We start from the raw sequence: 25,833 nt of genomic DNA, 5'->3' as shown, positions 1-25,833 counted from the left end.
TGGCCATCCCACCTTTGCGATGAGCGTCAGCGTTTGAAAATCATCAAGATACGACAGGTATCTTATCGGTCCGATTCTGTTCATCCCGGGAAGGTCACAAGCTGGCTATGAATGCAAAAGTCATCACGAACTTCCAGCTTGGCAGCCGCGAATCCTCTTCGGCGCCTGATGTCTTGCCCCTCGCTACAGAGCATGCGCTGCAATCCGCCGGAGCTGCTTTCCATGCGCTCGCCGACACCATGCCGCAGATGGTATGGTCGACTCTTCCCGACGGCTCCCACGATTATTACAATGCGCGCTGGTATGAATTCACGGGTGTCCCTGTCGGATCAACCGACGGCGAAGGATGGGCCGGGATGTTCCATGAGGATGACCAGGCCGACACATGGAAGAAATGGAACCACAGCCTCGCTACCGGCGAACCGTACGAGGTTGAATATCGCCTGAGGCATCACAGCGGCGATTATCGCTGGATGATCGGTCGTGCGCTGCCGATCCTCAACGAGGAGGGTGAGATCCAGCGCTGGATCGGCACTTGTACGGATATCGACGAGCAGAAGCGCACCGCCCTCCAAAACGAAATCCTGAGTCAAGAGCTCAGCCATCGCATCAAGAACATCTTCGCGATTGTTTCCGGTTTGATCAGCCTGACAGCGCGCGCAAATGAAGCGTTCGGTGAAGCGTCGCGCGACCTGCTGGGCCGGATTTCCGCGCTGGGGCGCGCGCACGAATTCGTCCGGCCCCACAGCGAAAAGTCCCAGCCCGAGGGCAAGGAAGTGACCCTCGCCACGCTGCTTGCGACGATCTTCGAGACCTATCCTGCCTTTTCCGAAAGAAGGATTGCTATTTCCGGCCCCGATATCGCGGTCGAAAGCCGCGCCGCCACGCCGGTTGCATTGGTGTTCCACGAGCTGGCTACCAACGCGATGAAGTACGGAGCTCTGTCCAATCCCGAGGGAAGGATTTCGCTGGACCTTTCAACCGAGGACGAGATGGTCCGCTTCCGCTGGAGGGAACACGGAGCTCACATCGACAAGGCGAGTGAGCCTCAAACGGGTTTCGGAAGTCGCCTCATCGAGTTGGCCGTGAAGCAACAGCTAGGAGGCAATTACGAGAGAACCTGGCATGACGATGGCGTTGAACTCGTCATGGATGTCCGAAAAAGCAGGTTGCAGGAGCCTAGTTAAAGAAGAGCCTAAGACGGGCTGGCGGATCGATTTTTTCGCCCTTCCGGACCGCAATGACATAGTCGAGAACCTGCTTGAGAATGCTAAGATCGACCGGTTTTTCCAGCGCGCCCAGCGTTCCGCTCACCCCTTCGCCGAGTTGTGCGGGATTGGCGGTTACGAAAATAACCTCGATCCCGAAATCCGCAGCAAGCTTCTCGCCGATCCTCGGACCAGTGGCTCCATCGGCCAGATTGACATCGACGAGCGCCACATCGATCGCGTCTGAAGCCTTTGCCAATGCCGATTGCATGTCGTCGGCTATGCCTGCGGATTCATGACCGAGATCGTGAACCACCGCCTCCATTTCGACAGCTATGAGGAATTCGTCTTCGACAATCAGAATGGTGGTCGGCATGGAAAGCTATCAAAAGTTAAATGACGAGGCTCTGTAGTGAGGGGACGGACAGGGCGCATATTCGTTCCCTCGCCTCGTCGCATCCGGCTTCGATCGAAATAGCTTCAAGACGCGCACCCGTTCCGACGGCATAGCTTCACTATCGGGCGCCAGGACCACGACCAAAGAGCGTATCTATGATGGGGCATTCCGGAACATCACCGCCTTCGCAGCGGGCTGATACATCGGCTAGCGTGCGCTCCAACCTAGTCAAATCAGCAATTTTAGCTCGCACGCTGGCCAGATGGTTATTGGTCAGATCCCGAACCTCGCCGCAGCTGTAGGGGTGCGAATCAACGAGGCTGAGCAGGCTTTTGAGCTCCTCGATCGAAAAACCCAGATCGCGGCCGCGCAAGATAAAGCCGAGCCGCGCCTGGTCGCCGGGTGGATAGAGCCTGTGCCCGCTTGCCGTACGCTCGGGAGGCTGAAGCAGACCGATGTTCTCGTAGTAGCGGATTGTCTCAAGGTTGCAGCCCGACCGTCTGGCCAGTTCTCCCCGTTTGATCACTTGCGATGCTGTCATGAGCCATATGCCAATTAGTGCTTGAACCTGTAGTTACTACAGGGAGTACATTGGTTTCCATGGTCGATCAAATGCACAAGAACGCGCAGCGCTTATGGGCGAGCGGCGGGACGCTCGGCGCGATACTCGCCTCGTCCTGCTGTATTGCCCCGCTGTTATTGCTGAGCCTTGGCATCAGCGGCGCGTGGATCGGCAATCTCACTGCGCTCGAACCGTACAAATGGGTATTTATCGCCATTGCGGTTGTCTTTTTGGCCCTTGGATTCCGGCACGTCTATTTTCGGCAAGCCGAACCTTGCGAAGACGGAACATATTGCGCGCGGCCCGGAGCAAACCTGCTCGTCAAAAGCTCCCTGTGGCTGGCGACCGTATTGGTCGCTGCCTCGTCCACGGTCGAGTGGTGGGCGCCGCAATTCTACTAGGAGTTCGAAAGATGAAGAAGACGATGATCGTCGCAGTTGCGATACTGGGACTGGCCGGAGCGGGTATCTGGGCAGCGACCTTGTTTCCGCCAAACTCCGACGAACGGGTTCAACAAAATTCCGCGCATCTGCAATCGGCAAGTTTTGCGGTCGAGAATATGACCTGCGCGACCTGCCCGATAACGGTTCGGCGCGCGATGGAAGGCGTGGCAGGCGTGCACGAGGTGACTATCGATTACGAGACCAGGACGGCGACTGCGCAGTTCGATCCTGAGCGAACAACCACAAGCGCGATCGCCGCGGCGTCGACCGAGGCCGGATATCCGGCGATCCTTTCAGAGAGCGCGCTATGATCGAACTGAAGTCCGAGATCACATGCCCTACTTGCGGGTACAAAAAGCTCGAAAGAATGCCGACGGATGCCTGCTGGTTTTTCTACGATTGCAATGGTTGCGGTGTGAAACTCCGCCCCAATGCGGGCGATTGCTGTGTCTTCTGCTCATTCGGCACCATCCCCTGCCCGCCGATCCAGGAAACGCGTGCCGATCGCAAGGGCGCCACATGTTGCGGAGGGCGGTGAGATGAGTACGCGAAACTTCGATCTTATAGTGCTGGGTGTTGGTATGGCGGCCGTAAATGCCGCCAACAAATGCGCCTCAGCCGGTTGGTCGGTCGCGGTGGTCGACGAACTGCCTTATGGCGGCACCTGCGCCCTGCGCGGCTGCGATCCGAAGAAAATGCTCCGCCGCGGGGCGGAAATCATCGACGCAGCGCGGCTCATGCACGGCAAGGGCATCGAACCGAACGACATCGCCATCAACTGGCCCGATCTGGTCGCCTTCACGCAGACGTTCACCGACAAAATGCCCGGTCGGATCGAAAACGGTCTGGAGAGCAACGGCGTCACTACCCTTCACGGGAAAGCGCGCTTCGTCGGCGAAGATACCGTCGAAATCGACGGCGAGGGGCAGTTTCAGGCAAACCATTTCCTGATCGCAACGGGTGCCAAGCCGCGGACGATAGATGTTCCCGGCTCCGAACACCTTACCGACAGCACCGAGTTCATGCGGCTCGATGCGCTGCCCGAACGCATCCTGTTCATCGGCGGCGGCTTCATCTCGTTCGAGTTTGGCCATATCGCAGCACGCGCCGGCAGCGAGGTGTGCATGATCGATCGCGGCGAGAGACCGCTTAAAGGTTTCGATGCCGATCTTGTTGAAAGACTCGTCGCGCGAGGCGAGGAAGTCGGCGTCCAACTGCGACGGCGCACGTCACTCAAATCCATCAAGAAGGACGGGACGGACTTTCTTGTCACGGTAGAAACGGGTAGCGAAACGAAAGATTTGCGCGCCGATCTCGTCGTCCAAGGCGCGGGCCGCGTCGCGGCAATTGATCAGCTCGATCTGGCCGCAGCCAATGTCGAGGCAGGTGACAAGGGCGTTGCGGTCAACGCCTACCTGCAAAGCACGTCCAACCCGAAAATCTACGCTGCCGGGGATGCCGCCGATACGCAGGGTGCCCCGCTTACGCCTGTCGCGGTTTTCGAGGGCAAGGTAGCTGCGTCCAATATGCTCAAGGGCAACCGGACCAAGCCGGATTATTCGGGAGTTCCGAGCGCTGTATTTACCGTACCGGAGCTAACCCGCGTTGGCATGCTCGAACAGGATGCACGAGAGGCCGGGCACGATATCCGCGTCGTCGAGAATGACACCGGCGACTGGTATTCCAACCTTCGCGTTGGCGAAAGCTGCGCTGCAACCAAGGTTATAATCGATAAGGACAGCGACACTATCCTGGGCGCCCATCTGCTCGGACCCGAATATGGCGAAATCATTAATTTCTTCGGTTTGGCCATCCGACTTGGACTGACAACAAGCGATCTCAAGAAAATGGTATCGGTGTATCCGAGCGTGGGCTCCGATCTTGGCTCCATGCTATCGTAGTTGCGCCTCGCTTGGTCCAGTAAAGCCATCAACCGGGTAATCCCGTTTGCGATCGACAGTCGAAATCTCGATAGAGGTCAGATGATGACCTTTCTCGCATATCTCGGTGCTGCAATTGCTGAAATTGCGGGCTGTTTCGCTTTCTGGGCGTGGTTGCGTATGGACAAGTCGGCTTGGTGGCTCGTTCCGGGCGTGGCTTCACTCGTCCTTTTTGCCTATTTGCTAACGCTGGTCGATGCCGAGCATGCAGGTCGAACTTATGCTGCCTACGGCGGGGTCTACATTCTGTCCGCGCTTTTGTGGCTTTGGATCGCAGAAGGCGTGAAGCCCGATCGGTGGGACACTCTGGGCGTGGCGATCTGCCTTGTAGGCGCCGGCGTCATCTTGCTCGCCCCCAGACCGGTATGAGGCACATCCGCATCAAGCCAAAGGGAATATACCACGCGTCCGATTGGCGATCGCTACCAGCGACAACATGACAGGCACTTCTACGAGGACGCCTACCACCGTAGCCAAAGCAGCTCCGCTCCCTAGGCCGAACAGGCCGATCGCAACCGCCACCGCCAGTTCGAAAAAATTGGACGTGCCGATAAGAGCGCAGGGCGCGGCTACTGCGTGCGGGACCTTCCACGCTTTGGCCCAGCCATAAGCGATGAAGAAGATGCCGTAGCTTTGGACAACAATGGGCGCTGCAATCAGCGCGATCAACAGCGGTCGGGCGACAATGGTTTCCGCCTGGAAGCCGAACAGCAGCAACACCGTCAGCAGCAGGCCGATGATCGAGAGCGGCTTCATGCGCCCCGTGAATTCGGACACCGCCGCTTCATCGCCGCCATGGGTCGCGAGAAGCCGATGCCGCACAATGGCACCGGCTGCGAGCGGCACGACCACATAGAGCGCGACCGAGAGCAGCAGCGTCTCCCACGGGACCGCAATGTCGGTCACGCCCAGCAGCAGCGCGACAATGGGCGCGAAGGCCACGATCATGATGAGATCATTCGCCGCGACTTGCACCAGCGTATAGGCAGGATCGCCCCTGGTGAGCTGCGACCATACGAAGACCATCGCGGTGCAAGGGGCCGCACCCAGCAGGATCAGCCCGGCGATGTATTGCTGGGCATCGGCAGGCGCGATCAGGTCGGCAAAGACGACCTCGAAGAACAACACGCCAAGTGCAGCCATCGTGAAAGGCTTGATGAACCAGTTCACTACCAGCGTGATGATCAGGCCCTTTGGCTTGTCACCGACGCGACGCACCGCGCCGAAATCGACCGCCACCATCATCGGGAATATCATCGCCCAGATCAGTACTGCGACGACAAGATTGACCGAGGCGTATTCGATGCCCGCTAGCGAGGCGAATAGCTCTGGCGCTGCATTGCCGAGCGCAATCCCGGCGAGGATCGCGCCGCCGACCCAGACCGAAAGCCATTTCTCGAACAGGCCTAGCCCCGCCGCGCGGGCGTCCATGTCAGCAGCTGCAGCGGTCATTGTTCATCCGCCTCGTGGCCAATGGCTTGCAGCTTTTCGCGCAGGGCAATCTGCTCGAAGCTGGCAATCGGCAGCGCCAGCATCAGGTCGATACGGCGCTTCAGCATGCGAAACGCATCGAGGAAGGCCGCTGCCTTCTCTGCATCGCTGCCCTCGACCGCCGCCGGATCAGGAATGCCCCAGTGCGCGGAAGTCGGACGACCCGGCCATACTGGGCAAGTCTCGGCCGCCGCGCTGTCGCAGACGGTGAAGATCAGATCGAATTCTGGTCCTTCGGCAAACTCGCTCCAGCTCTTTGAGGAATAGCCATCTGCCGGATAGCCCAGTGTCTTGAGCGTATGGATCGCCCAGGGATTCACTGGCCGATCGGATTGCTTCCGGCGCTGTAGGCCTTGAATCGACCCTCACCGTCTTGGTTGAGGATTGCCTCACCCAGGATCGAACGAGCGGAATTGCCCGTGCACAGGAACAGCACGTTCAGCGGTTGATCTAACATCAGTTACCTCAGCAGCAGGACGTCTTGGCAGGTGCCAGTTGCGGCGCGCAGCAGGCGCCCAAAGTGGCAATGGCAGATGCGAGCTGGTCGAGGTCAGGACTGCCGCCATAGGTCGTGCTCTCGCCATCGGTCAGAAAAGCTTCCCAGACGACGCCATCTGGATCGGCGATCCAGCTCTTTTCCGACTGCGCGTAGCAGCAAGTCGTCGCGCCTTCTTCGAGCACCGGGCGGTCAGCAGCCTTGAGGCGGCCATAGACCTCTTCGAGTTCGCTCTTGTCCTCGACCTGCAAGCCGACATGCTCGATGCCTTTGGCAGCAGCCTCGCGCATCGAAATCGCGAAGTTGATGCGCGGATCTTCCAGCATCCACTTGGCATAGTCGGCCTTCACCACGTCGGGCTCGGCACCGAACAGGCTTGAATAGAAGGCAATAGAGTGGTCGATGTCGGTCACGCCGACATGCACGTGAAAGCGTTTCATCAGGCGCTCTTTCGTTGAGGAGAAGGAAAGCATTCGGTATCCTGGGAACAGGACATGCCGCCGCAGCAGTTCTCGGTGAGGTAGCCCATCAGGCCATTCATCGCGGCATAGTCCGCCGAATAGATGATCGAGCGGCTTTCGCGCCGCTGGGTGACCAGCCCCGCATTGCCCAGTTGGGCAAGGTGAAAGCTCATTGAAGACGGAGGCACTTGGAGTTTCTCAGCTAGCACCCCAGCGGCAACGCCTTGCTCCCCGGCCTGCACGAGCAGGCGGAATGCGGCGAGGCGATGCTCCTGTGCCAGAGCAGATAGGGCTCGGATCACGCGGTCGGCTTGCATCGCTCACTCCAATGATTCGATAACTATTAAAATATCGAAATGCCGAGAGAAGTCAAATTGCTTTCTGAACGGTTGCGAAATAGGCAGTACGGCCATGTTCGAGTGATTGAGAGGCAGTGGCGCGAAAACTAGCCTGTGTCCCGCCAACGGATAATGTCGGCAAACCCGATCAACCCGTCGAACAGCGCCGCGACGACGAGGGACTGTTTACAATGGACCTGGTAGCGCTCGCGGGCCATCTTAAGATGCTGAATGACGGTTTCGGTGCTGATTTCGAGTATCATGGCCGTTTCAGCTGCAGTCTTCCCTCTTGCAACCCAAAGCAGACACTCCCGCTGCCGATCGGTCAGGGAAGGGACCTTCTCATCGAACTTTTCTGAACTCAGGCCCAGCGCACAGCTCAAAGCCAGCGTCCCGATCATTTCCGCGACGGCGAAGCGCCGTCGGGGCAGTTCTCGCTCGGGTCGAACAGCAAAGGTGCAGGTGCCGCGCCCTATCCCGGGCAAATGCCGCGGAACAGTATAACCATTGCCAATTCCGCATTCCCGGCCGACATTGAGCATTTGACGGTCGCCGCGCGTGAGAGGGACGAGTTCGTCAATCCAGTCCCAGGCGAAACCGATGATGGTCTTGTCACAGGCTCTTCGCACCGGATCCTGCCCTGCGAGGTCGAAGGCAATATAGACTTTCGCCCATTCGTCGGGATAGTCGTGCAATAGCAGGCCCGGTGCCTCGCACGATGTCGAACGCATCTCCAGGCTAAGCGCGAAGTGGTCGAAGCCAAGGCGCCGGGAAACCTGTTTAAGCGCACCGTCGAGTTCAGTGTCCGAACGGACATTGATAAGTTCAGTTGCGAATTCCTCCGCGAGATATGCGTACATAGACCTGCCGTTCGATCGGCAGCACGCAATCCAACACGCCGCCACCTGACCGCCTGCTCGGTGCCGGATCAGACGGTTCCATTCCACCTGTTCCAGCAGTTGCAGTTGCGACCCTCAAGGTCCGGTTCCAATCCGGGCGCGCCGCAAAATTCAGCAGCATGCCCCACGAAAAACCATAGTGCATTCAGTGCGTTTGAAAAGAGCGGAGCCGGCTTTGGCGAAGCAAGCCGAGATAGCCGTGCGACGCCATTCGCCGCGCCTCAACCACGAGACGCTGGGTCTGGCGGCGTTGCGATGACGATTTCCAGTCAATGGCGCGCTGCGCGGACAATCCCCGATAAACAATGGTTCCAGCGATATCTTTTAGCATAACACCCTCAGGCGCCCGGGATAAAGCATCAAGTATGGCGAGCAGCAAGTGGAAGCGGTGGGACTGATAGGCAGTGGGCTGCAACTGGTTTCGCACGCTGGGAGCAGCGGAACCATCTACACAGCAGTGAAACGCATCGAGCGCCGCCAGCCTGATCGGAAACGACTGGTCCCGAGGGATCAGATAATTGTCTCCACCCAACCGGGCGGAGGCCATAACGAGCAGCCGATGGCGAGCGCCACCACCGGCGAGGACCAGATGATCTCCCGCATTGCTGGTTCGCTTGGAGATCAGGTCGCACGTTGCGCGCGCCGCCTTGACTGCGCGCCCACCGCCAAGAATTACCACATGAGCGTTTTCCTCGGCTTGCCAGATCGCCGGATGGCTGCGAGCTGAAAGGTCGGGATCAATCGGGAAATTCAAGGCCCCATGAACGCGCCATTCGGCGGCAAGCTGGGGATTGCGGGTCGAAACCGCTTTCGCTGGCGATCCGTGCGTATTGTTGCCGGTACGCGGCATTGCGGCGCAGGAATTCCTGCGCGAAATCCGAATAGTCGAATGCGCCTGTCCGGTCGTTGCTGTCAAATGGTCGATCCATGAAGCACCTCCTTTCTCGCCGATTTCGCTAGAGGCGCCAGCACCGCGCCGACATTCCATGACCTAGGGGGCCGCCTCCCCAATATTGGGCATATTTGATCAGGCGCTCGCCGAGACCGTTGCTTTCTTAGGGAAGGCGACGACCGCCGCCACAAGCGGGTCCAAAACGGCTCTACTTACCTCTTGCAAGCCATTCCTATGTTGGGCAGATTGACAGCGCGCGGATTGATATTCTGGCACCATCCGCGTGGATCTTTCCGCCGGACATCATGCACGCCGGTCCATCGCAGGCCCGGCGGCCGGACCGATCAAGGGGCACAAACTAGGCCCCGGACGGCGGCACAGACCTGGAACCCGCACGCAGTTCGCCACGGCGAACTCAGGTTGCGGTCGCCTCCAAGTTCGAAGCATGACTCAAATTGCCGCCGAAATTCGGCACCAATCTCCCCAGTGCGTGGGTCCCGCATATTGCGCTGCAAAGGTAAGCCGAACGGTCGGTCGCCGCCGCACACTCGATGCCCTCTACCGCGAGGAACGGGCTGGACTGATCGCCTATCTTGCGCGCCGCGTGGGCTCCGAACGCGCCCGCGACCTGGCACAGGACGTGTTCCTGCGTGCGGCGACCAGCAAGCAGCTGACGGAACTCGTCAATCCGGCGGGCTTTCTGAGGCGGATTGCATTCAACTTGATGGTGGACGAGGCGCGGCGGCAAAAGTGCCGGGTCAGGACCCAGCCACTTCTGGAGAACGCAGACGCGCCAAGCCGTGCTGCGCAAGAAGATGCCGTGCATGTCCGTGAAACCCGGCAAGCGCTGGAAATCGCGCTCGCAGAGCTCCCCGAAAAGTGCGCGCGTATCTTCGCGATGAACCGCTTCGAGAAGAAATCCTACCGAGAGATACATATCGAACTCGGCATCGCACTGCCGACGGTCGACTATCACATGATGAAAGCTCTTGCGCATTTGCGTCAAGCGCTGGGTCACAGTTGGTGACTGCAGGCATCCGGCCAAAAGGGACCACTCAAAATTTAATTTCAATTGAAACTAAGGTGCTCGCAAAAGTGAGCGTCATCTTCTGTAGCGGCCGGTCCGCGCCAAAACAGGGAGATATCAATGTCGTCGACAATTCGCACACTTTCCGTCCTTCTAACCGGGGCAGCATTTGCAGGTGCCGCTCCTCCTCTTTTCGCCCAAGACAGTCCAGGCGAACAGGCACAAGATGACGCTGCCGAGGTTGGCGATACAGCTTTGGACGAAGAGAGTTCCGCGATCGTTGTCACGGGAACGCGTATCCGAGGCGCACGGGTCGTAGGTGAAGTCATCGAGCTTGATCGCGAGACGATCGTCGAGACGGGCCAGGTGGACCTCGGCGAAGCGATCCGCAACCTACCCCAGAATTTCTCGGGCGGTCAGAACCCTGGGGTTGGTTCGGGCGGCGGCATCGGCAATGAAAATGTAAATTCAGCATCGTCTCCCAATCTGCGCGGGCTTGGGCCCGATGCGACGCTGACATTGCTCAACGGTCATCGCCTTCCATACAACTCGGCGTCCCAGGGCGTCGACATCTCCGCCATTCCGCTCGCCATTGTCGACCGGCTCGAGGTCGTCCCCGATGGAGCTTCAGCGCTCTATGGCTCGGACGCGGTTGGCGGCGTTGTGAACGTCATCCTGCGCCGCGACTTTGAGGGCGTGACAACCTCGGCCCAGATTGGAGCGAGCACCGATGGAGGCAACTTTCGCCAACAGGCCGACATAGTCGCAGGCACAATCTGGAACAGTGGCGGCTTCGTCTTCGCCTACGACTTCGCGAACAATTCCGGGATTGAGGCGAGGGAGCGCGCCTATGCAGGATCACTGCTACCGGAAACCTTGCTTTATCCCTCAAACCGGCGCCACGCCGTAACATTTTCGGCGCACCAGAGCTTGTCAGAAGGCGTGGAGGCCAATCTCGACGCGCTCTATTCGTATCGCGAATCAACCACCATTGATGGCACGCCGGCCCAGCGCATTCGGCGTGAGCCCGACCTCGAGACCTTTTCCGTAGCGCCGTCGCTGCAGTTTGACCTTGGGCCGAGTTGGAAGGCCAATCTCGCGGGTGTCTTCGGGCGCGATCGAACCCGCTTCCAGACCAGTTTCATTCCAGAGACAGGTCCGGCGCGCGTCTCTACGGGAAGCTACCTGCATCAGATCACCTCGCTGGAAATGGGTGCGGAAGGCCCGGTTATCACTCTTCCCGGCGGCGAGACGCGCTTGGCTGTCGGCATCGGATTTCGTAACAATCGACTCGAGTACTCTCTGGAAAGCGCGATCCTCAATGCGCAATTCGATGCAACGCAGCGGGCTCGCTTCGCCTATGCGGAACTGTATGTTCCATTCGTGTCGGGTCGGAACGCCGTCGATGGAATCGAGCAGCTAACGCTATCCGCTGCAGTTCGCTACGAAGACTATCCCGGACTCGACCAGCTCGCCACCCCGCGCCTTGGGATTACCTATTCGCCAAGTGGTGATCTGATGTTCAGAGCGAGTTGGGCACGCTCGTTCAAGGCTCCCACGCTTTTCCAGCAAAACATCTTTTCTCAGGCCATTCTGGTGCCTGCTGCGGTGTTCGGAGCGGGCACCGGCTCCGACACAGTCTTTCTGAGCGGGGGCGGCAATCCCAACCTCCGTCCCGAGCGCGCCCGAAGCTGGACGGCGGGATTCGAGTTCCAGCCTGCGGCAGTCCGAGGATTGACCGCCTCCGCGACGTGGTATGATATCCGCTATGACAACCGCGTCGTTGCGCCGATCGCTGGATCGATCGCAGCTGCTATCAACAATCCGGGCTATGCCAGCCTCATCGATTTTTCACCTGATCCGGCCGATTTGGCCGAACTCATCGCGGGTGCCCAGTTCGGATTGGAGAACTTTACAGGCCGCCCGTTCGATCCTGCAGATGTTGTCGTTCTGTTCGATAACAGGAACATCAATGTCGCGGCGTGGAGCGTAGAAGGGCTGGATGCCAGGATTGCCTGGAACCGCGATCTCGGGAATGACCGCTCGATAGGATTGGATCTCAACGGCAGCTGGTTGCGCAGCAGGCAAACCATCACATCCGAACTACCTGAAGTCCAGCTTGCCGGTACGACTTTCAACCCGCCCCGCTACCGCGCGCGTGGAGCAGCAAGATATCGGGCAGGCCGCCTTACCGCCAATGCGGCAGTCAGTTATATCGGTGCGCTCGTCGACAGACGGCTTGCAACCGTGCAGCGGCTGTCACCAAGCGCAACTGTCGATCTTGGCATGCACTATGCGGTCATTCGCGGCGACGACCGTGATCCCGGCCTCGAGTTCTCGTTGACCATTCAAAACCTGTTTAACGATAAGCCGGACGTGATCGGCCAAACCGGTCCCAACACAACACCCTACGATTCAACCAATTATTCTCCGATCGGGCGCTTCATCGCGTTTGGCGTAAGGAGGCATTGGTAATGACTGCGCTCCTTACCCTAGCGCTCAGCCTGACGATCGTGCCGACAGCTGAAGATCCGCCATCGGCCGAAGATCCGTGTGATGCACTGCCCATCGCCCAGGAAACGGCAAATGCGGAATTAGGTGAGTGGACAGTGGACGGACAAGTCCGGATTGCGGATATTGGCGCACCGGTCGGAACTCCCAATCGAAGTGTATTTGGCATCTCGCCTGACGACAGCCAAATTGCCTTCACCGTCCGTCGCGCAATTCCCGAGACGAATAGCTATTGCCAAAGACTGCTGGTCGCGCCGTTGAACGGCGAAGGTTCTCCAATCGAGGTGGCGCGCGGCGGGGAATTCATTCGCGACGATTTCCGGCTTCGCGACTTCACCGCGATACTGGCCGGTTGGCCTAGGACAAGCGCGCCGCGATGGTCGCCGGATGGCATGCGAATTGCGTATCTGAGGAGAGAAGCCGGTTCGACACAGGTTTGGTTGGCCAGCCCAACCGGGCAAACGGGTGCGGTCCGAGCAACCAATCTGGCCGACGATGTCGACGATTTCGCCTGGGCTCAGGACGGAATGGGTCTCATTGTCAGCACAAGGCCTGCAATTCGCCTCGCCGCCGCGGCAATCGCCAGCGAAGGCAGACGCGGCTTTCTCTTCGACGCGCGGTTTGCGCCGCAGGCAGCCGACCGACCGATACCGACCGGCCATGCCGATCCGATCTATACATGGGTTTCGCTTCGGGACGGGTCATCGCGACCTGCAACCGAAATGGAGCAGGTGCTTATTGCCCCGCCGCGACCGGCAGCGATACCGGACAACGCACGAAATGTTCGATCAGGAGAGGGTGGATTTTCGGCCTGGCTCGAAGCAGAGTTCCCCGAGCGTCTCCTCAGCCCGACGCGGCTGGTTCTGGCCGCTCCGGACGGCAGCCGAAAAGTCTGCCCTGTCACGCAATGCGACGGCATCCGAGAACTGTTCTGGTCGGCCTCGGAGCGCGCCCTTTTCCTCGTCCAGCGTACTGGATGGGCCGACAGCCAGACGGCATTGTTGCGCTGGGATCCCCGCGATGCTGCGCCTCGCCAAGTCCTGATTTCCGATGATGTGTTCATCGGGTGCGCCCCTCATGCCAACGAACTTATTTGCGGGCGTGAGGGCAGCACACAGCCTCGCCGATTGGTGGCGCTCGACATGCGAACGGGATCAGAACGACTGATCCACGATCCAAACCCGCAGCTTGAGAACATGGAGTATGGCTCCGTCCAGCGTTTCCGCTTCCGCCTGGCAAGCGGTGTCGAGAGTTTCGCCGACCTTGTCCTGCCGCCCACTCATCGACCTGGCGAACTGCATCCCCTGATCGTGGTGCAGTACCGGAGCCGGGGCTTCCTTCGCGGAGGAACCGGGGACGAGGTTCCGATCCAGCCTCTCGCCGCACGCGGATTCGCGGTCCTCAGTTTCGACCGGCCTGATTTCCCGCCAGAGGCGTATCTGGCAACAACCGATGCAGAAATACGGACATTGAGCGAAGATGACTGGGCGGACCGGCGCCAGGTGCAGGAAGCACTAGAGCTCGCTGTACGACGCGCCGTCGAGACTGGTGCGGTCGATCCAACGCGCATGGGGATCAGCGGATTCAGTGATGGCGGATCGACCGTCCAGTGGGCGCTGATCAACTCGGACCTTTTCCAGGTCGCTTCGATGGGATCGTGCTGCGAGGATCTCTACTCCTTCGCTCTCGCTGCAGGGCCACGGTTTACCGAGTATTTGCGGGACATGGGTTATCGCTATTTCGAGCCCGGTGCCGAAACATTCTGGGAGCCCATGTCGCTCATACTCAATGTGGACCGGATCGATGTTCCAATTTTGATCCAGGCAGGGGACAGCGAGTACGAAGGCAGCCTCGATGTCGTTGAAGCCTTCTCGCATAACAATAAGGCTATCGAACTCTACGTGTTCCCCGATGAGTCTCATGTCAAATGGCAATCGTCGCATCGCCTGGCGATGTACGAGCGCGTCGTCGAATGGTTCGAGTTCTGGCTTATGGGCAGGCTGAACTGCAATCCTTCAAGAGAAGCACAGTACGCCCGCTGGAGCGCCATGGAGGGTGCCCCGCCCACACGCGACCTTCGCTGCCATGCTGAACCATTAGCGGGTCCATGAGCGAGCCCAATTCTCGGCTTCGAGCAGGTCAAGTATGCGACCGAACATGCTGTTGTCGTCTCGTTCATCAGTGCGCAGCGCGGCTTCCACGGCATGGCGGTCGATTACCCCGTTCGCGGCGAGCAACCCATCCAGCAAGCGCTCGGCGATCGAATTTCGGTTCAGGGCGAAAATTTGCCTTACGAAGCTGTCGGGTCCGGCCTTCGATGTTCTGGCCAGCACGGCAGGCGGCAATTCCTGTGCGAATGCCGCCCGGGCCAAAGCGCGGTTCCTGCCGCCGTGTGCCCATATCCAAGTCGGAACACCGAGACAAAACTCCATGAGCGGCTGACTCATTAGTGGCGAAAATCGAGGCGGGCCGGCGGCCAGTCCATGAATGTGGTTCTGTGCCCGCATGATCAGGACCATATGGTCGCGTTTTCCCGAACCTGAGATCCCTAGAGGACTCAGCCAGGGCACGAGTGGCTCGCTGTACGCAGCGTCAGTTCCGCAGGTAAGCAGACTCGCATCGACCGGCCAGCTTTCCCTCGTTCCCTTACCAAGCCGTCTGCGAAGAACTGCGGCGACCATGGTGGGGACCGAGCATCCGGTGATATGGCACATGTCAATCAGGGAGCGCAGCACGCCTGTCCCCAGACCCTCCGCTGCCAGCCGGTCGGCTACCGGCGCAGAGGAATGGAGGAAACAGAACAGATTGTCGCCTCCGTTGCCATCGTAGATGACCGAGGCGCCGAGGTCCGCCATCGCATCGACAAGCAAGGCGTCAAGAATGTGCTGGAATGAACGTCGGGCCGGTCGCGGCAACCCCCGGGAGGAAGACCTCGAAGGATCGTAAAACGCCGGGTCGTATATCCGTTCGACACACCGAACCCCGAACCATTCCGCCACGCGATTGGCGTATATGCGCTCGTCGCCGGACGGATCCGGAGTGGCGAGAGTAACGCAATCGAAGCGTTCGCCCGAATGGGCCAGAGCAGCGCAAATGAATGACGAATCGACGCCGCCCGATGCCGCTACGCTTGCTCTTCCAAACATGCCGCTCCAGCTTTGCAGCACTGCGGCGCCGAGCTCCTTCAGTTGCGCGGCGTAATCCGTGAATGCCGGGATCGGCATTCGTGGGAGAAAGTCGGTTGCATGCCATATCCTACGGATCTGCAAACCCTGGCGCGCGAGTAAATGCAGCGATCCAGGCGCGAGTTCGTCAATTCCCTCAAGACACGTTTTCCGGTGGCGTTGTTCAGGCCGTAGCAGGTGCGCGTGCAGCGCCGGGTACGAAACCGGCGTCTCCAATCCTCCCGCTTCCGCAATCAGGAGCGGGTCACTGGTCAGTATGACGTGCTCGGATGTGGAGAGAAGGTAAACGGGCAAGAGTCCGGAAGGATCGACCAGCACACCCATTGGCCCATTGCTCCAATCGCCTAGGATGGCGACATATCCACCCCAGACGTTGGCGACGAGATGCTTGGCGGCCTCCTCGGCTTCGGCCGGGGCCAACCCGAGTTCCTCGGCGGCGCGCACGCGGCGATATGTCGTTCGGGAAAAAGCGATCCCGATCAGGCAGCACTGTCGGTTCAGGAAATGGCAGGGCGTTTCGCTGTCACACCACAAGGCCGCGACATCGGAACAAACCTGACCCGGGGTTGCAACGATTGACGGCAAGATTTGGCCGTTCGCGCCATGAGGAACCGCAAGAACAAAACGTAGCGGTCTCATACGACAAGAATTGGTTCATAGCGGAGCACTTCTTCGACACTGTCGTTCAAGACCGTGTCTCGGTGCTGCGTCCAGCAGTGTGCTGCAAAAGGGGGTGTATGGACGCCGATGACGATCCGCGCCCGGTCGCCATATGCGGCAAGACAAGTCGCGAGAGCGATGGAGCGCGAAAGACACCGGTCCGCAGCGGTGCGCAACAATCGTGCATCCTCAAAAGCCCCGATACACCTGCGTCCCTTCTCACTGATCTCGAATTGGCTTTCCGACCTGGATTCGACAACGCTCCGTAATTGGGAAAGGACCAGCGCCAAAGAGTGTTTCGCGAGCCGCGCTTCAACGCGGCGTTGCATCCAAAGCGCTCTCGCGACTGCGGGCAGACTAAAGGTGTGCTCGGCGATTGCCGGGCTCGATTGTTCTGGGACGGTCCAGTCCGCAGGCCGGGCGAGGCTGCTCGGTTGGTGCCATTGCTTCTCGGGATACCGGCCAAGTTTTTCGAGACATCTGCGATTTTCGTCATCCGACAACCGAAAGTAGCGATCGTTGGAAACATCGAGAAATAGGAGCTGGCCATCCAAAATGCGCCACGCCAGTCCTTCGCGGTGGAGATCCATCGATTGGGAGCCCGAATCGGCGGGTCGCGCGGCAGGATTGCGCCGCACGGCCCGCCGAGGACTTATTCGTCGAGCAGGCCCGGGCTGTTGGCCAATTGCCCGCCGCTGGCGTCGATGTAGAAACCGACGGCGCCCTTGGTCTCAACCGAGGCCTTGCCGAGGTCGATAACCTCATTCTGGTTATGGTCGAACTCCTTCATGATTCACTCCTGTGGTTGGTATCGCGACTCGGACGTCGCAAGTGGAGAGTGAGCGCGGAGCGGAATTCAGACCAACTTATAATGGAATTATAAATACAGTGTGGTCGAAGATGCGACCGGGTGATGGAAACACCCGTTGGCGAGTGTATCGACACCTTTAGCTTTTCGCCTGGACATGCGTGTCGCCACCCGGTCGCTAGGAACATGCGTTCGCTACTTCACGATAAGGCCAATCATGCACGCGGAAACAGCGCAATTCTACCTACGTGTGCATTTCGCAAGTAAGAATGGCTTGGAAGAACCAGAAAAAGTTCCGATATTGTAGGTGCTTATTGTTTGGATAGTGCGCGCGATCCTCTGCGTGCCTTGGCAAAATCCCGGTCACTTGCAACAAAGCGCTCGATCATCGGCGGAATAAGCAGCTCAGGCACAGGCGCACCCTCTGATACCCCGCCATTGAGCACGGTCCCATATTCGATCAGCCGGCGATGGAGCCGGGCAGGGATTTCGATCGTTAACTTTACAGGCTTGCCATCGGTGATGTCGGAGAGTTTGAGCCGGGTCATGCTCCACCCTCCAGCACGATATCGCGCGTCACCAGCACCCGCACGGGAAAGCCGGGGCGGATCGTCAGCGTCGGGCGGATATCGAGCTCGCGTGCAATCACCTGCTCGCCAGCGCGATTGATGCTGTCCTGACTGCCGCGGCGAACAGCGCGCAGCAGATCATCATCTCCACCTGCGCCGAGTTCGCCACCAATCCCGAGCAAAGTGGAAACGAGCGCCGCCTTGACGACACCGCCCCAATGGTAATCGACGCCGTCTTCCAGTCCGGCATAGCCCGAGGGATCGGCGACTGGCTGGCGATCGAGCACAATCGAGCGACCATCAAGCAGGATGAGCCTGTTCCAGGCCAGCAGCACCCGGCGTTGCCCGAACCCGACATCGGATTCGTACTCACCGATCAGGCGCGCACCCTGCGGGATCAGAAGATGCCGTCCGGTCAGGCTGTCATAGATATTCTCGGTAACCTGCGCGGTCACGAGGCCGGGCTGGTCTGAGCGGATGCCGGTGATCAGCGCTGCCGGAATGATCGACCCGGCCTGAAGCAGCGCGCCAGATGGCACCGCCTCAAGCCGCTGCACGGACGCTGTCCGCGTCTCGGCAGGCTGTTGGAGAAAACTTGCCCGCGCGGTCGAGACGGAGGGCTGAAATGGTACTGCCGGTTGTGGCCCAGCCCCCGAAGCTGCCGGACCAGAACTGGCAGCTTGTGTCCCGCCGCCGAAAAACAGGCGGCTGCCGCGCGCCGCCTCGCGTTCCTGTTCTAGGCGTTCGCGCTCTATTTCTTCAGGGCTCGGCGCCGCCCGCTGGGGCGGGACCGGAGGCGGGGCGCCGACAGGGGGCAGCGCGGCAATAGCACCGCGATCCTGCGCCTCGAGGATCGGTTGACCGAGATCGCCCGGCAGCGGTGGCCCTAACCTCGGAACCTGGGAATAGTCCGCCGGGGCTGCGGCAAGCCCGTCTGCCACAGCGATCCCGTCGGTGTTCACCAGCTCTTCGCCGCTGTCCTGTGAGGGCGGCTGCAGGCCGTAGAGCAATATACCGCCAAGGACGGTCAGACCCGCGGCGCTGGCAATGCCGATAGCCTTGCGCGACAGCCTGACCACGCGCGGCCCTTCCCCGCGCAATTGAACGATACTTTCGGCATCGGGTGGCGGCTCGGTCTTGCTTTCCTCGTTCACGACCGCCCCCTCTTGCGGTTTTCAATCTTCACTCGGACCTGTCTGCGACCGGCACCGAGGCGCAGTTCGGCCTTGTGGAAGAGGCGGTCGACGATGAGATAGCGCCCGGAGACCCGGTAATTGACCAGCTCGGCTGCGCCACCGGCGCCAACCACGAAAAATGGCGGCATTTCGCCCCGGGCGATATCGGGTGGAAACTCGACCAGGGTCCGCTGTCCGTCGTCGAAGACCCGTAGCGGGCGCCAGTCAGGCTTGTCACCCGAGATGCGGTAATCGAAATTGAGCGCCTCAAGCGTGAACCCGTCGGCGACTGGTGTGGCTCGCGCCGCTCGCTCTTCTTCAAGGCGCAGCGCGATCAGTTCGTCTGCCGGATAGGACCAGCTGACCGAGGCCATATAGATGTCCGGATTGGCGCGCAGTTCGATATGATAGGTGCGGCGGTCGGTATTGATGACCAGATTGGTGGCGATGTCGGGCCGCGTCGGTTTGATAAGGATATGCACCCGCTGCGTCGCTCCCGAGCCGCTCAGCGTGTCGCCGATCATCCAGCGCACGGTATCACCTGCAGCGACCGGCCCGGGGCCGACCAGCGTTTCGCCCTCCTGCAAGGCGATGTCGGTCACCTGCCCGGGTTTGGCGTAGACCTGGAACAACGCACCTTCGCGATAGGCATAGCGCTGGATGGCATTGTCAAATCCGGCATTGTCCGGTTCGATCCTGGCGGCCTCGTTCGCCGCTCCCACATGGCTCTGAGGATCAGGGGCGGGGTCAGAGGCAGGGGAGCGGCGCGCGGCAGTGGGGGAGGCCTGCCGCGAGGGGGTGTTGGCATATGCAATGGCCTGAACAAGGCGGGATGCATCGGCGAGGTCGAAGGCGGTGATCGCCCGCGATGCGGCCCGGGCCTGCGGCGCAGGCGTCGCTGACGCGGGCGATCCGGCAAGGAGTAGAACGCCGGCTGCGAGCAGCGCCGGACGGGAGAATTGAAGTAAGTGCGTCATCAGCCAAGCTCCTTTGACCAGTTGATCGAGGTGACGAAGATCCCGAGCGGATTGCTGGTGAGCGCGTCGGGCGTTCTGGGAGGCTGGACGGCAACGCCGAGGATAGCGGTCCAGCGAGTGGTTTCGGCGAGCGCGCCGTCGCGGTAGCGCCGCTCGACCCAGGCCACGCGGAAGCTGCGCGGCGAGGCTCGGATCACGCTGGTGACATCGACCGCAACCTGTTCGCGGCCGATTGCCGCGAACGGGTCGTTGGCCCGCGCATAATCGTTGAGCGCCAAGGCGCCCTTGTCGCTGGCGAACTGGTAGGCTCTGAGCCAGTTCTCGCGCACCACAATCGGATCGTCGGGGATAGCGCGGACATGCTCGATAAACCGGGCGAGGTGAAAGGCGATCTGCGGATCGGTCGGCTCGTAATCCGCAGCGGCAGGAGCGACGGTGCGGGCCTCGCCGAGCCTATCGACCTCGACCACCCAGGGCACGATGGTGCCGCGCGCATTCTGCCACACGAGCCCGCCCGTCAGCGCTGCCGACAGGCCGAGGGCGCCGAAAAAGGCGTAGCGCCAGCTCTTTGCCTGGACGCGCGCGGAACCGATGCGTTCGTCCCAGACCTGCGCCGCGCGCTGGTAGGGCGTCTCTGCTTGAGGCGTTTTTGCGTAGCGGATCGAAGGCCGTTTGAACATTGAAAGCTAATCCTTCTCTTTGGTGTCGATGGAAGCGCCTGCACCGTGGCCATCACCGGAGCGCACGGTGTGCGCGGCAAGCGAGGCCGAGTGCCCCAGGCTCTGCCTGTGCTTCATGGACCGCGCCCAGGCCGGCGGGCCGTTCGTCTGTTCCGGATCCGGTGACGAAGCACCGTGAGCGGGCACGATGCGGCCACCCATGTTCCCGACCGACGCACGCGCCCCGTCGCGGAAATTGCTCCTGGCGCTGTCTGCCGCTTTGCGTAGCGGCGACATGGCGGCACCGCCTGCTGCGCGGCCAACAGCGCGCGCAATGTCGGTTCGAGGTCTGCGGTCAAGGTCCAGCGCGCCGACCCGACCCGCTCGGCCAATCCCATGCGTTCGAGCATTTGTGCGCGGCCAATAAGGAATGCGCGGTTGCTGCGGCGTGTCGCATCGTCCTCGGGGGACAAATCGACCACGCCAAGATCGTCGCGCTGATTTTGCAAGCGGCGGTCGAGCGAGGTCCAGCGCTCGGCATCGACCTCGCGGCGGAGCGCTTGCTGAATATTGCGCTCGCTGCGCGGGCCGAGCTCGACGGTGACGCGCTCCTGGGCGCGGGCCCGCATACCTTCGCTGATATAAGAGCGATCGATCACCAGGTCCCTGCCGTCCGAGGCAACGCCGCGGACCAGGACATGGACATGCGGGTTGTCGGTATTCCAGTGATCGACCGCCACCCAGTCGGGCTTGGTGTCGAGATCGCTCGCCATATCCTCAAGGAGTTCGCGCGTGAAAGCGCGCAGGTCAGCCATCTCGCTTGCGTCTTCCGGCGACACGATGAAGCGGAAGTGATGCCGGTCGTCTTCGCAGCGCGCGGCGAAGGCATCGCCATCGACCTCATCCGATAAGGCATCGAACATCTGGGCATCCGATCCGTCACGGGTGACGCCGTCGCGTTCGAGATAGGCGATGTGGCGGGCGAGCGGTGCCGAGCGGAACCGGCTGCCGCCATGGCGAACGACGCGCGCCTTGATGATGACCCGCCGCTGGAAAGCATGGGAGGCCGTTGAAGCAGGTCACACGGTGGAATTCGCTGTCCTTGGCGGTGTAGCCGTTCTCGTCCTTGTAGGTCTTGCCGTCCTTGTCGCGTGCAGGACGATCGGTGACGACAGTGATCCCGGTAACGCTGGTTCCGCCCTTGGTTTCGCGGGTGTCCGGATCGCGGGCGATACGGCCGGTGAGGATTGCGATATTGGTCATGAGATAAGTTCCTTCAGTTCCTCAAACCGGAGACCATCTCCGGCTTGCGAACATCCAGAAGAAGCAGGGCATGGGAGGACTGCACCGCAGGCCTGAAGGGCCGAAGGGAAACCTGTTCATGACGGGGGGTGCGGGCAGGCGGCGAAGCCGCCAACACGGCCGGAAAGGAACGGGTTGCGGCTCCTCAGCTGACCTGGTTCAGGACTGTTCGCGAAGAAAGCCGGATGGGTATCGGGTGCGGGTCTGAAGGTGCCAAGACCCTGCTGCAATCAGCTTACCTCATTGCCTTCCGATACCGCCAGGAGATCCATGAAGTTGCGGGCTGCTTCCCGGTCTTCCTCGTTCTCGAAGGCCACGTCGAGGTCGGGGGCAGACCCGAGCAGGTAGAGCATGGCCCACAGGGCAAAGCGTTTTCCCCGGTCCTGCTCCAGACCGAGATCGACCTGGCATCGCTCGATCCCCGAGGCCAAGGTTTCTGCGCCAACCGCTCCAGGATCGGCAGTGCCAAAATAGCGCATGAGAAGCGTATCGAGGTCCATCGCACTCTTTTCGGATCATCGGTCGGGCCGCGGCGAGGAAGGCCAGCATTCGTGGCCCGGTCAAGCGTCGCTCAATCAGCGGTGGGTTGCTCGCGAAGCCGCCGGGCGCGCTCGACGAAGTGCTCCATCTGGGTGGCGGCATGCAGGGTAAGCGGATGCGGCTTCGCATCGGCACGCGGGGATATGAATTCCGCGATTTCTTCGATTGCTGCAAGCTGATCGGCGCTGGCCTTCGACAGAAGGCCGAGCACCATGTTCTCAAGGGCGATCACCCTGATGCGCAATTGGATGATCTCGGCATCGGAAAGTGGCGGAATATCCCATTTCTCGCAGTCGGCAGCGAGCGCTTCCTGCGGCCCGCAGGGCAATGCCCCGCCTTCGTCTTCCCAGCGCGACAGCGCCCCGGCTTTTCCCGTTTCCGACATATGCGGTTCCTTTCATAACCAACGAGGCGATCGTCTGCACGCTGCTCACATAACACAAAGCCCTACCGGGATGCGCTTGGCACGGCGACAGCGAAGCCGGGCAAACGGAACCCCGCGCGTCGGGTTGGTCTTCACGCGTGGTTCCTGAACGACCCCTTGGGGGCACCTGCGACCCGCAGGGCGTCGGGGGGAGGCGGGGCCGTCCTTTCCTGATCTTGCGTTGTTCGTTGCGATTTCTTGCCGAGGATATCTCCTGAATTGCCGGGTCACCGGGAAACGCGTCCGATCACATACCTTCCATGTCGTGATCGGCCATCGAGGACATGTCATGGCCCGCATGGGGATCGGCGGGTTGGGTCCCTTCGCTCGCGGGTTGCGTCCGCGCTGCTGGCGCTGCGGGTGTGGCAGTTGCGCGTGATGCGGGGGAGGCAGGGTGCCGTGAGGCGGGCGTGGCGGCCCCATTTGTCGAAAGAGCGTCCTCCCGAGCGGTCGCTGCCTCATCTTCGGAGGGAGAGGCTGCCGGATCGGCAAGACCCGACTCGGGAGCCGTGGCAGCCACCACTGCAGCTTGGCCCATAGGCGAAACCTCGGTAATCGGTGTGCTCTCCTGCGCCTCGTCGCAAGCAGCAAGAGCGGACATCAAGGGCGCGATCGCGAGAAACCCGATCGCTGCATTCAATCTGGAAAAACGCATGCTCTTCAACTCCTTCAGAGCCAGGAAATACCGAGGTGGTTCGGCCCATGCGCGAGCTCGCCGCCAAGGAAGCCCTGGATGAGAACGAGCGCCGCGATGGAGAATATCGACGCGCGCAACCATGCGCGGCTCTGGCTCGGCCTGCTCGCGAGATAGGCCATCGCAATACCGAGAACGGCGATCAGCATACCGTTCCATCGATGCACCTGCATGACGGTGTCGCCGCCGAACCACAGACCGGTGTGAATCCATCCGAACAGGACTGCGACCACTGCGCCGATGGCTCCGCCGTAGACAAGCACGCGCACCGCACTTTCCAGGCCCGCTCCTTTCCGGCGCATCACGAACAATTCGGTGGCCGCAGCCATGAGAAACAAGGCGATCGGGAAGTGGATCGTTGCCGGATGCAGCTTCTTCAGTACGGCCATGACGCCGGTTTCACCCTCCTCCGCATGGCCACCGGCTTCGTCATGGCCTCCACTTGCTTCGTCGTGCCCGGCTGAGGGCTCGCCGGCCGCTCCGCCGTCGCCCATCTGCGCCATGGCCGCCTGGTCGGGCGCATCGCCATTGGTGACAGCAGGTGCGGCGCTCGTCTCTTCGCCGTGCTTTTCGTCGCCATGAGCCTGAACGGGTCCGACGAAGAGCAGGCTTGCGGCGAGCAGCGCCAAGAATGAGGGGGCTTTCATGTCTCGTATCTCTCCCGACCCTGCAGTTGCAGTGCGACCTATGTGCCTGATACGCACGGCAGCCGCGTGCCCCTCACATTAATTTGATGGTATTGGCGCGACAGATGTGCGTCCGCCGTATCACGTCTGATGGCGGCACCATCGCGATCGTCGAACGCAGTCGGCTCCTGGCCCCGTTCGGCCTGACGAACGGGGTTAAGGCGTTCGCCCACGCGCATTAGCCCCATGGGCTCAGGCGAGTTTGCTCTTCTTTGTGCGACGACGCAGCCGCGGCATCCGGTTCGCAAGCAGGACGAAACCCGACAGGGCTATGATCGTGCCGCCAATGCCGAACAGCAGAAGCCACCAACTGTTGATGCGATCGCGCTCGGTCCAGTCCATGATGTGCAGGCCCCAGATGAAATCGAACAGGCGCCAAGTATCACTACGCGCCGCCCCGAGGGTACCGCTGCTGGCATCGATGTAGAGGCGCGTCGAAGCCTCGTCAGCATAGGTGACCTGCCAGGCCGGAAAAGGGCCGCGAAACTCGGTCCCCACCGGTTCGTGAACGAGCCGCGCGCCTTCGATCGTCGTGCGCGGTCCGGTCCATGCGCGCAACGCGATGGATCTTGCCGTCGGAGCCGAGATGGGGGAGAGTTTGCGCCCTGTCACCGGATCGTGAAGGCTCACGCTACCGTCGACCTTTCGGACCTCGGTCACGGCATCGCCGTCGAGCGAACGTGTCGTCACCGCTGCAAGAGTACCGTCATTTGCGACCCAGGCCGGGAGCGGGGCATCGGCGGGCAGCGCCTCTCGTTCACGCGAAACGACATGTTCGGAGCGAACTTCTTCCAGGTCGAGAAACGACATGAGGGCGCCGGTTCCCATCCACAAGAGAACCTGGACACCGACGAAAATCGCCAGCCATTTGTGGATCTTGCTGCCGAGCACATGCAGGCGCAGCTTCAGCGACGGCGTTGCCAACCGGTGCTACCTCTTCGAAAGCCGTAATCAGTTGCGCAGCGCGCGCGACGAGGAATGGTACTGGACGATTCTCCACCCGTCCGCATCGTGAGCAAGCACCGATGTCGCCACGCCGTCGCGCTCGATCACCCGGCCATCGCTAAGTTCGATGCGATAGCCATACGTCTCATAGGCATGGGCCATGTGCCCCATCCGGGTGACGGTCAGCGTGGGGTCGGTAAAGGTGAAGCTCACAATCGCGTCGAGCTCGGGGCCCAAATGGTGCTCCATGTAATTGGCAAAGCTTCCTTCCGCCTTGCCATTCTCGAAGATCGCCGAGTCCTCGGCGAAGAGCGCGCGCATTGCCTGCGCGTCGCGCGCTTCAAGAGCGGTGCGATAGGCCTTGAGGGTTTCTTCAGCGCCCGCGACATCCTCCGCCGAGGCGTCCATCGCGTGCATCTGATGGTTCGCATGAGAAGAGTGGTCCATCTGCTGCGCGAAGGCTGGCAGCGGTATCAGCGCGGCAACAAACGCAGTCGCCGCGATGCGCGTCAAAGTCTTGGTCATGGAAGTTTTATCCTTTTTG

The 25,833-nt window shown here is 60.7% G+C and carries 30 protein-coding genes and 2 pseudogenes; 9 read left to right on the top strand and 23 right to left on the bottom strand.

Going from position 1 to position 25,833, the window contains the following annotated elements; translation table 11 throughout:
- Positions 1–107: 107 nt before the first annotated feature.
- Positions 108–1,187, top strand: a complete 1,080-nt coding sequence (locus F7D01_RS08285) for a sensor histidine kinase (protein ID WP_054522828.1) — start codon at positions 108–110, stop codon at positions 1,185–1,187.
- On the opposite strand, the gene F7D01_RS08280 is transcribed toward F7D01_RS08285, so the two are convergent.
- Together F7D01_RS08280 and F7D01_RS08275 are read right to left on the bottom strand one after the other, a co-directional pair.
- A complete protein-coding gene (locus F7D01_RS08280) occupies positions 1,180–1,584 on the bottom strand; it encodes a response regulator (RefSeq protein ID WP_010240358.1) in 405 nt (134 codons plus the stop codon). The genes F7D01_RS08285 and F7D01_RS08280 overlap by 8 nt on opposite strands.
- A 139-nt stretch (positions 1,585–1,723) precedes the next feature.
- Positions 1,724–2,146: a helix-turn-helix domain-containing protein gene (locus F7D01_RS08275; protein WP_010240361.1), complete on the bottom strand. Its 423-nt coding sequence runs from the start codon at positions 2,144–2,146 to the stop codon at positions 1,724–1,726.
- Between the two features lie 59 nt (positions 2,147–2,205).
- Here F7D01_RS08275 and F7D01_RS08270 point away from each other — a divergent pair, with 59 nt between their 5' ends.
- The 5 genes from F7D01_RS08270 to F7D01_RS08255 all read left to right on the top strand — a co-directional run bounded on the left by F7D01_RS08270 (position 2,206) and on the right by F7D01_RS08255 (position 4,919).
- On the top strand, positions 2,206–2,568 hold the full coding sequence (locus F7D01_RS08270; protein ID WP_010240364.1) for a mercuric transporter MerT family protein: 363 nt from the start codon (positions 2,206–2,208) through the stop codon (positions 2,566–2,568).
- Positions 2,569–2,579: 11 nt separating this feature from the next.
- The gene (locus F7D01_RS08265) at positions 2,580–2,921 is read left to right on the top strand and encodes a heavy-metal-associated domain-containing protein (protein ID WP_047819462.1); all 342 of its coding nucleotides are present in this window, start codon (positions 2,580–2,582) and stop codon (positions 2,919–2,921) included.
- A complete protein-coding gene (locus tag F7D01_RS15540; protein WP_082379137.1) occupies positions 2,918–3,148 on the top strand; it encodes a GDCCVxC domain-containing (seleno)protein in 231 nt (76 codons plus the stop codon). The genes F7D01_RS08265 and F7D01_RS15540 overlap by 4 nt, the downstream gene beginning before the upstream one ends.
- On the top strand, positions 3,042–4,511 hold the full coding sequence (locus tag F7D01_RS08260) for an NAD(P)/FAD-dependent oxidoreductase (protein ID WP_215227156.1): 1,470 nt from the start codon (positions 3,042–3,044) through the stop codon (positions 4,509–4,511). The genes F7D01_RS15540 and F7D01_RS08260 overlap by 107 nt, the downstream gene beginning before the upstream one ends.
- Positions 4,512–4,592: 81 nt before the next feature.
- Complete coding sequence (locus F7D01_RS08255) at positions 4,593–4,919, top strand: YnfA family protein (RefSeq protein ID WP_054522830.1); 327 nt, start codon at positions 4,593–4,595, stop codon at positions 4,917–4,919.
- A 12-nt stretch (positions 4,920–4,931) separates the two neighbouring features.
- On the opposite strand, the gene arsB is transcribed toward F7D01_RS08255, so the two are convergent.
- From arsB to F7D01_RS15530, 7 genes and pseudogenes are all read right to left on the bottom strand, one after another.
- A complete protein-coding gene (arsB, locus tag F7D01_RS08250; protein WP_054522831.1) occupies positions 4,932–6,002 on the bottom strand; it encodes an ACR3 family arsenite efflux transporter in 1,071 nt (356 codons plus the stop codon).
- Positions 5,999–6,498 (bottom strand): annotated as a pseudogene (locus tag F7D01_RS08245) (arsenate reductase ArsC). The gene arsB and the pseudogene F7D01_RS08245 overlap by 4 nt, the downstream one beginning before the upstream one ends.
- An 8-nt stretch (positions 6,499–6,506) precedes the next feature.
- The gene (locus F7D01_RS08240; RefSeq protein WP_010240701.1) at positions 6,507–6,977 is read right to left on the bottom strand and encodes an ArsI/CadI family heavy metal resistance metalloenzyme; all 471 of its coding nucleotides are present in this window, start codon (positions 6,975–6,977) and stop codon (positions 6,507–6,509) included.
- A complete protein-coding gene (locus F7D01_RS08235) occupies positions 6,977–7,315 on the bottom strand; it encodes a helix-turn-helix transcriptional regulator (RefSeq protein ID WP_010240699.1) in 339 nt (112 codons plus the stop codon). The genes F7D01_RS08240 and F7D01_RS08235 overlap by 1 nt, the downstream gene beginning before the upstream one ends.
- Before the next feature lie 128 nt (positions 7,316–7,443).
- The gene (locus F7D01_RS08230; RefSeq protein ID WP_054522832.1) at positions 7,444–8,196 is read right to left on the bottom strand and encodes a LuxR family transcriptional regulator; all 753 of its coding nucleotides are present in this window, start codon (positions 8,194–8,196) and stop codon (positions 7,444–7,446) included.
- A gap of 184 nt (positions 8,197–8,380) precedes the next feature.
- A complete protein-coding gene (locus F7D01_RS15535) occupies positions 8,381–8,782 on the bottom strand; it encodes a DUF2285 domain-containing protein (protein WP_050775923.1) in 402 nt (133 codons plus the stop codon).
- A 190-nt stretch (positions 8,783–8,972) separates the two neighbouring features.
- Complete coding sequence (locus F7D01_RS15530) at positions 8,973–9,164, bottom strand: transcriptional regulator domain-containing protein (RefSeq protein WP_029140658.1); 192 nt, start codon at positions 9,162–9,164, stop codon at positions 8,973–8,975.
- Positions 9,165–9,410: 246 nt separating this feature from the next.
- On the opposite strand from F7D01_RS15530, the gene F7D01_RS08220 reads away from it, so the two are divergent.
- The 3 genes from F7D01_RS08220 (at position 9,411) to F7D01_RS08210 (ending at position 14,776) form a co-directional block, all read left to right on the top strand.
- On the top strand, positions 9,411–10,154 hold the full coding sequence (locus F7D01_RS08220) for an RNA polymerase sigma factor (protein ID WP_156501996.1): 744 nt from the start codon (positions 9,411–9,413) through the stop codon (positions 10,152–10,154).
- A 120-nt stretch (positions 10,155–10,274) separates the two neighbouring features.
- Complete coding sequence (locus F7D01_RS08215) at positions 10,275–12,629, top strand: TonB-dependent siderophore receptor (protein WP_082379134.1); 2,355 nt, start codon at positions 10,275–10,277, stop codon at positions 12,627–12,629.
- Positions 12,629–14,776: an Atxe2 family lasso peptide isopeptidase gene (locus F7D01_RS08210; RefSeq protein ID WP_215227155.1), complete on the top strand. Its 2,148-nt coding sequence runs from the start codon at positions 12,629–12,631 to the stop codon at positions 14,774–14,776. Before F7D01_RS08215 ends, F7D01_RS08210 begins: the two co-directional genes overlap by 1 nt.
- Here the strand turns inward: F7D01_RS08210 and F7D01_RS08205 are convergent.
- The 14 genes and pseudogenes from F7D01_RS08205 to F7D01_RS08140 form a co-directional block, all read right to left on the bottom strand.
- On the bottom strand, positions 14,762–16,294 hold the full coding sequence (locus F7D01_RS08205; RefSeq protein WP_060703631.1) for an asparagine synthetase B family protein: 1,533 nt from the start codon (positions 16,292–16,294) through the stop codon (positions 14,762–14,764). The genes F7D01_RS08210 and F7D01_RS08205 overlap by 15 nt on opposite strands.
- A gap of 191 nt (positions 16,295–16,485) precedes the next feature.
- Positions 16,486–17,100: a lasso peptide biosynthesis B2 protein gene (locus tag F7D01_RS08200; RefSeq protein ID WP_010240191.1), complete on the bottom strand. Its 615-nt coding sequence runs from the start codon at positions 17,098–17,100 to the stop codon at positions 16,486–16,488.
- Positions 17,101–17,162: 62 nt separating this feature from the next.
- Positions 17,163–17,300, bottom strand: coding sequence for a benenodin family lasso peptide (locus tag F7D01_RS08195; RefSeq protein ID WP_010240188.1), 138 nt, complete (start codon positions 17,298–17,300; stop codon positions 17,163–17,165).
- A 329-nt stretch (positions 17,301–17,629) separates the two neighbouring features.
- A complete protein-coding gene (locus tag F7D01_RS08190) occupies positions 17,630–17,866 on the bottom strand; it encodes a DUF2274 domain-containing protein (RefSeq protein ID WP_010240186.1) in 237 nt (78 codons plus the stop codon).
- Entirely contained in the window at positions 17,863–19,041 is a 1,179-nt protein-coding gene (locus F7D01_RS08185; protein WP_215227154.1) for a TrbI/VirB10 family protein, read from the bottom strand. Before F7D01_RS08185 ends, F7D01_RS08190 begins: the two co-directional genes overlap by 4 nt.
- A complete protein-coding gene (trbG, locus tag F7D01_RS08180) occupies positions 19,038–20,039 on the bottom strand; it encodes a P-type conjugative transfer protein TrbG (RefSeq protein WP_029140648.1) in 1,002 nt (333 codons plus the stop codon). Before trbG ends, F7D01_RS08185 begins: the two co-directional genes overlap by 4 nt.
- Entirely contained in the window at positions 20,039–20,719 is a 681-nt protein-coding gene (gene trbF, locus F7D01_RS08175) for a conjugal transfer protein TrbF (RefSeq protein WP_010240179.1), read from the bottom strand. The genes trbG and trbF overlap by 1 nt, the downstream gene beginning before the upstream one ends.
- Before the next feature lie 113 nt (positions 20,720–20,832).
- The gene (locus F7D01_RS08170; RefSeq protein WP_371819568.1) at positions 20,833–21,621 is read right to left on the bottom strand and encodes a relaxase/mobilization nuclease domain-containing protein; all 789 of its coding nucleotides are present in this window, start codon (positions 21,619–21,621) and stop codon (positions 20,833–20,835) included.
- 139 nt (positions 21,622–21,760) lie between these two features.
- Positions 21,761–21,961, bottom strand: a pseudogene (locus tag F7D01_RS15525) (single-stranded DNA-binding protein); the annotation flags it as partial.
- Between the two features lie 269 nt (positions 21,962–22,230).
- The gene (locus F7D01_RS08160; protein ID WP_160661428.1) at positions 22,231–22,500 is read right to left on the bottom strand and encodes a hypothetical protein; all 270 of its coding nucleotides are present in this window, start codon (positions 22,498–22,500) and stop codon (positions 22,231–22,233) included.
- 71 nt (positions 22,501–22,571) lie between these two features.
- The gene (locus tag F7D01_RS08155; RefSeq protein ID WP_010240464.1) at positions 22,572–22,925 is read right to left on the bottom strand and encodes a hypothetical protein; all 354 of its coding nucleotides are present in this window, start codon (positions 22,923–22,925) and stop codon (positions 22,572–22,574) included.
- A 708-nt stretch (positions 22,926–23,633) separates the two neighbouring features.
- Positions 23,634–24,305 (bottom strand): DUF2231 domain-containing protein, encoded by a 672-nt coding sequence (locus tag F7D01_RS08150; protein ID WP_215227153.1) that lies wholly within the window; start codon positions 24,303–24,305, stop codon positions 23,634–23,636.
- 231 nt (positions 24,306–24,536) lie between these two features.
- Positions 24,537–25,268, bottom strand: coding sequence for a PepSY domain-containing protein (locus F7D01_RS08145; protein WP_215227152.1), 732 nt, complete (start codon positions 25,266–25,268; stop codon positions 24,537–24,539).
- Between the two features lie 27 nt (positions 25,269–25,295).
- The gene (locus tag F7D01_RS08140; RefSeq protein WP_160661430.1) at positions 25,296–25,814 is read right to left on the bottom strand and encodes a nuclear transport factor 2 family protein; all 519 of its coding nucleotides are present in this window, start codon (positions 25,812–25,814) and stop codon (positions 25,296–25,298) included.
- Positions 25,815–25,833: the final 19 nt, after the last annotated feature.

The organism is Erythrobacter sp. 3-20A1M (assembly GCF_018636735.1).
Taxonomy (GTDB): domain Bacteria; phylum Pseudomonadota; class Alphaproteobacteria; order Sphingomonadales; family Sphingomonadaceae; genus Alteriqipengyuania.
The sequence above is the reverse complement of the archived record's forward strand: the minus strand, read 5'-3'. Positions and strand labels throughout refer to the sequence as shown.

Excerpts from the sequence above, each read along its gene's own strand:
- F7D01_RS08285 (WP_054522828.1), top strand. The coding sequence starts at position 108 with ATGAATGCAAAAGTCATCACGAACTTCCAGCTTGGCAGCCGCGAATCC.
- F7D01_RS08280 (WP_010240358.1), bottom strand. The coding sequence starts at position 1,584 with ATGCCGACCACCATTCTGATTGTCGAAGACGAATTCCTCATAGCTGTC.
- F7D01_RS08275 (WP_010240361.1), bottom strand. The coding sequence starts at position 2,146 with ATGACAGCATCGCAAGTGATCAAACGGGGAGAACTGGCCAGACGGTCG.
- F7D01_RS08270 (WP_010240364.1), top strand. The coding sequence starts at position 2,206 with ATGGTCGATCAAATGCACAAGAACGCGCAGCGCTTATGGGCGAGCGGC.
- F7D01_RS08265 (WP_047819462.1), top strand. The coding sequence starts at position 2,580 with ATGAAGAAGACGATGATCGTCGCAGTTGCGATACTGGGACTGGCCGGA.
- F7D01_RS15540 (WP_082379137.1), top strand. The coding sequence starts at position 2,918 with ATGATCGAACTGAAGTCCGAGATCACATGCCCTACTTGCGGGTACAAA.
- F7D01_RS08260 (WP_215227156.1), top strand. The coding sequence starts at position 3,042 with ATGCGGGCGATTGCTGTGTCTTCTGCTCATTCGGCACCATCCCCTGCC.
- F7D01_RS08255 (WP_054522830.1), top strand. The coding sequence starts at position 4,593 with ATGATGACCTTTCTCGCATATCTCGGTGCTGCAATTGCTGAAATTGCG.
- arsB (WP_054522831.1), bottom strand. The coding sequence starts at position 6,002 with ATGACCGCTGCAGCTGCTGACATGGACGCCCGCGCGGCGGGGCTAGGC.
- F7D01_RS08240 (WP_010240701.1), bottom strand. The coding sequence starts at position 6,977 with ATGAAACGCTTTCACGTGCATGTCGGCGTGACCGACATCGACCACTCT.
- F7D01_RS08235 (WP_010240699.1), bottom strand. The coding sequence starts at position 7,315 with ATGCAAGCCGACCGCGTGATCCGAGCCCTATCTGCTCTGGCACAGGAG.
- F7D01_RS08230 (WP_054522832.1), bottom strand. The coding sequence starts at position 8,196 with ATGTACGCATATCTCGCGGAGGAATTCGCAACTGAACTTATCAATGTC.
- F7D01_RS15535 (WP_050775923.1), bottom strand. The coding sequence starts at position 8,782 with ATGGCCTCCGCCCGGTTGGGTGGAGACAATTATCTGATCCCTCGGGAC.
- F7D01_RS15530 (WP_029140658.1), bottom strand. The coding sequence starts at position 9,164 with ATGGATCGACCATTTGACAGCAACGACCGGACAGGCGCATTCGACTAT.
- F7D01_RS08215 (WP_082379134.1), top strand. The coding sequence starts at position 10,275 with ATGTCGTCGACAATTCGCACACTTTCCGTCCTTCTAACCGGGGCAGCA.
- F7D01_RS08210 (WP_215227155.1), top strand. The coding sequence starts at position 12,629 with ATGACTGCGCTCCTTACCCTAGCGCTCAGCCTGACGATCGTGCCGACA.
- F7D01_RS08200 (WP_010240191.1), bottom strand. The coding sequence starts at position 17,100 with ATGGATCTCCACCGCGAAGGACTGGCGTGGCGCATTTTGGATGGCCAG.
- F7D01_RS08195 (WP_010240188.1), bottom strand. The coding sequence starts at position 17,300 with ATGAAGGAGTTCGACCATAACCAGAATGAGGTTATCGACCTCGGCAAG.
- F7D01_RS08190 (WP_010240186.1), bottom strand. The coding sequence starts at position 17,866 with ATGACCCGGCTCAAACTCTCCGACATCACCGATGGCAAGCCTGTAAAG.
- trbG (WP_029140648.1), bottom strand. The coding sequence starts at position 20,039 with ATGACGCACTTACTTCAATTCTCCCGTCCGGCGCTGCTCGCAGCCGGC.
- trbF (WP_010240179.1), bottom strand. The coding sequence starts at position 20,719 with ATGTTCAAACGGCCTTCGATCCGCTACGCAAAAACGCCTCAAGCAGAG.
- F7D01_RS08170 (WP_371819568.1), bottom strand. The coding sequence starts at position 21,621 with ATGTTCGATGCCTTATCGGATGAGGTCGATGGCGATGCCTTCGCCGCG.
- F7D01_RS08160 (WP_160661428.1), bottom strand. The coding sequence starts at position 22,500 with ATGGACCTCGATACGCTTCTCATGCGCTATTTTGGCACTGCCGATCCT.
- F7D01_RS08155 (WP_010240464.1), bottom strand. The coding sequence starts at position 22,925 with ATGTCGGAAACGGGAAAAGCCGGGGCGCTGTCGCGCTGGGAAGACGAA.
- F7D01_RS08150 (WP_215227153.1), bottom strand. The coding sequence starts at position 24,305 with ATGAAAGCCCCCTCATTCTTGGCGCTGCTCGCCGCAAGCCTGCTCTTC.
- F7D01_RS08140 (WP_160661430.1), bottom strand. The coding sequence starts at position 25,814 with ATGACCAAGACTTTGACGCGCATCGCGGCGACTGCGTTTGTTGCCGCG.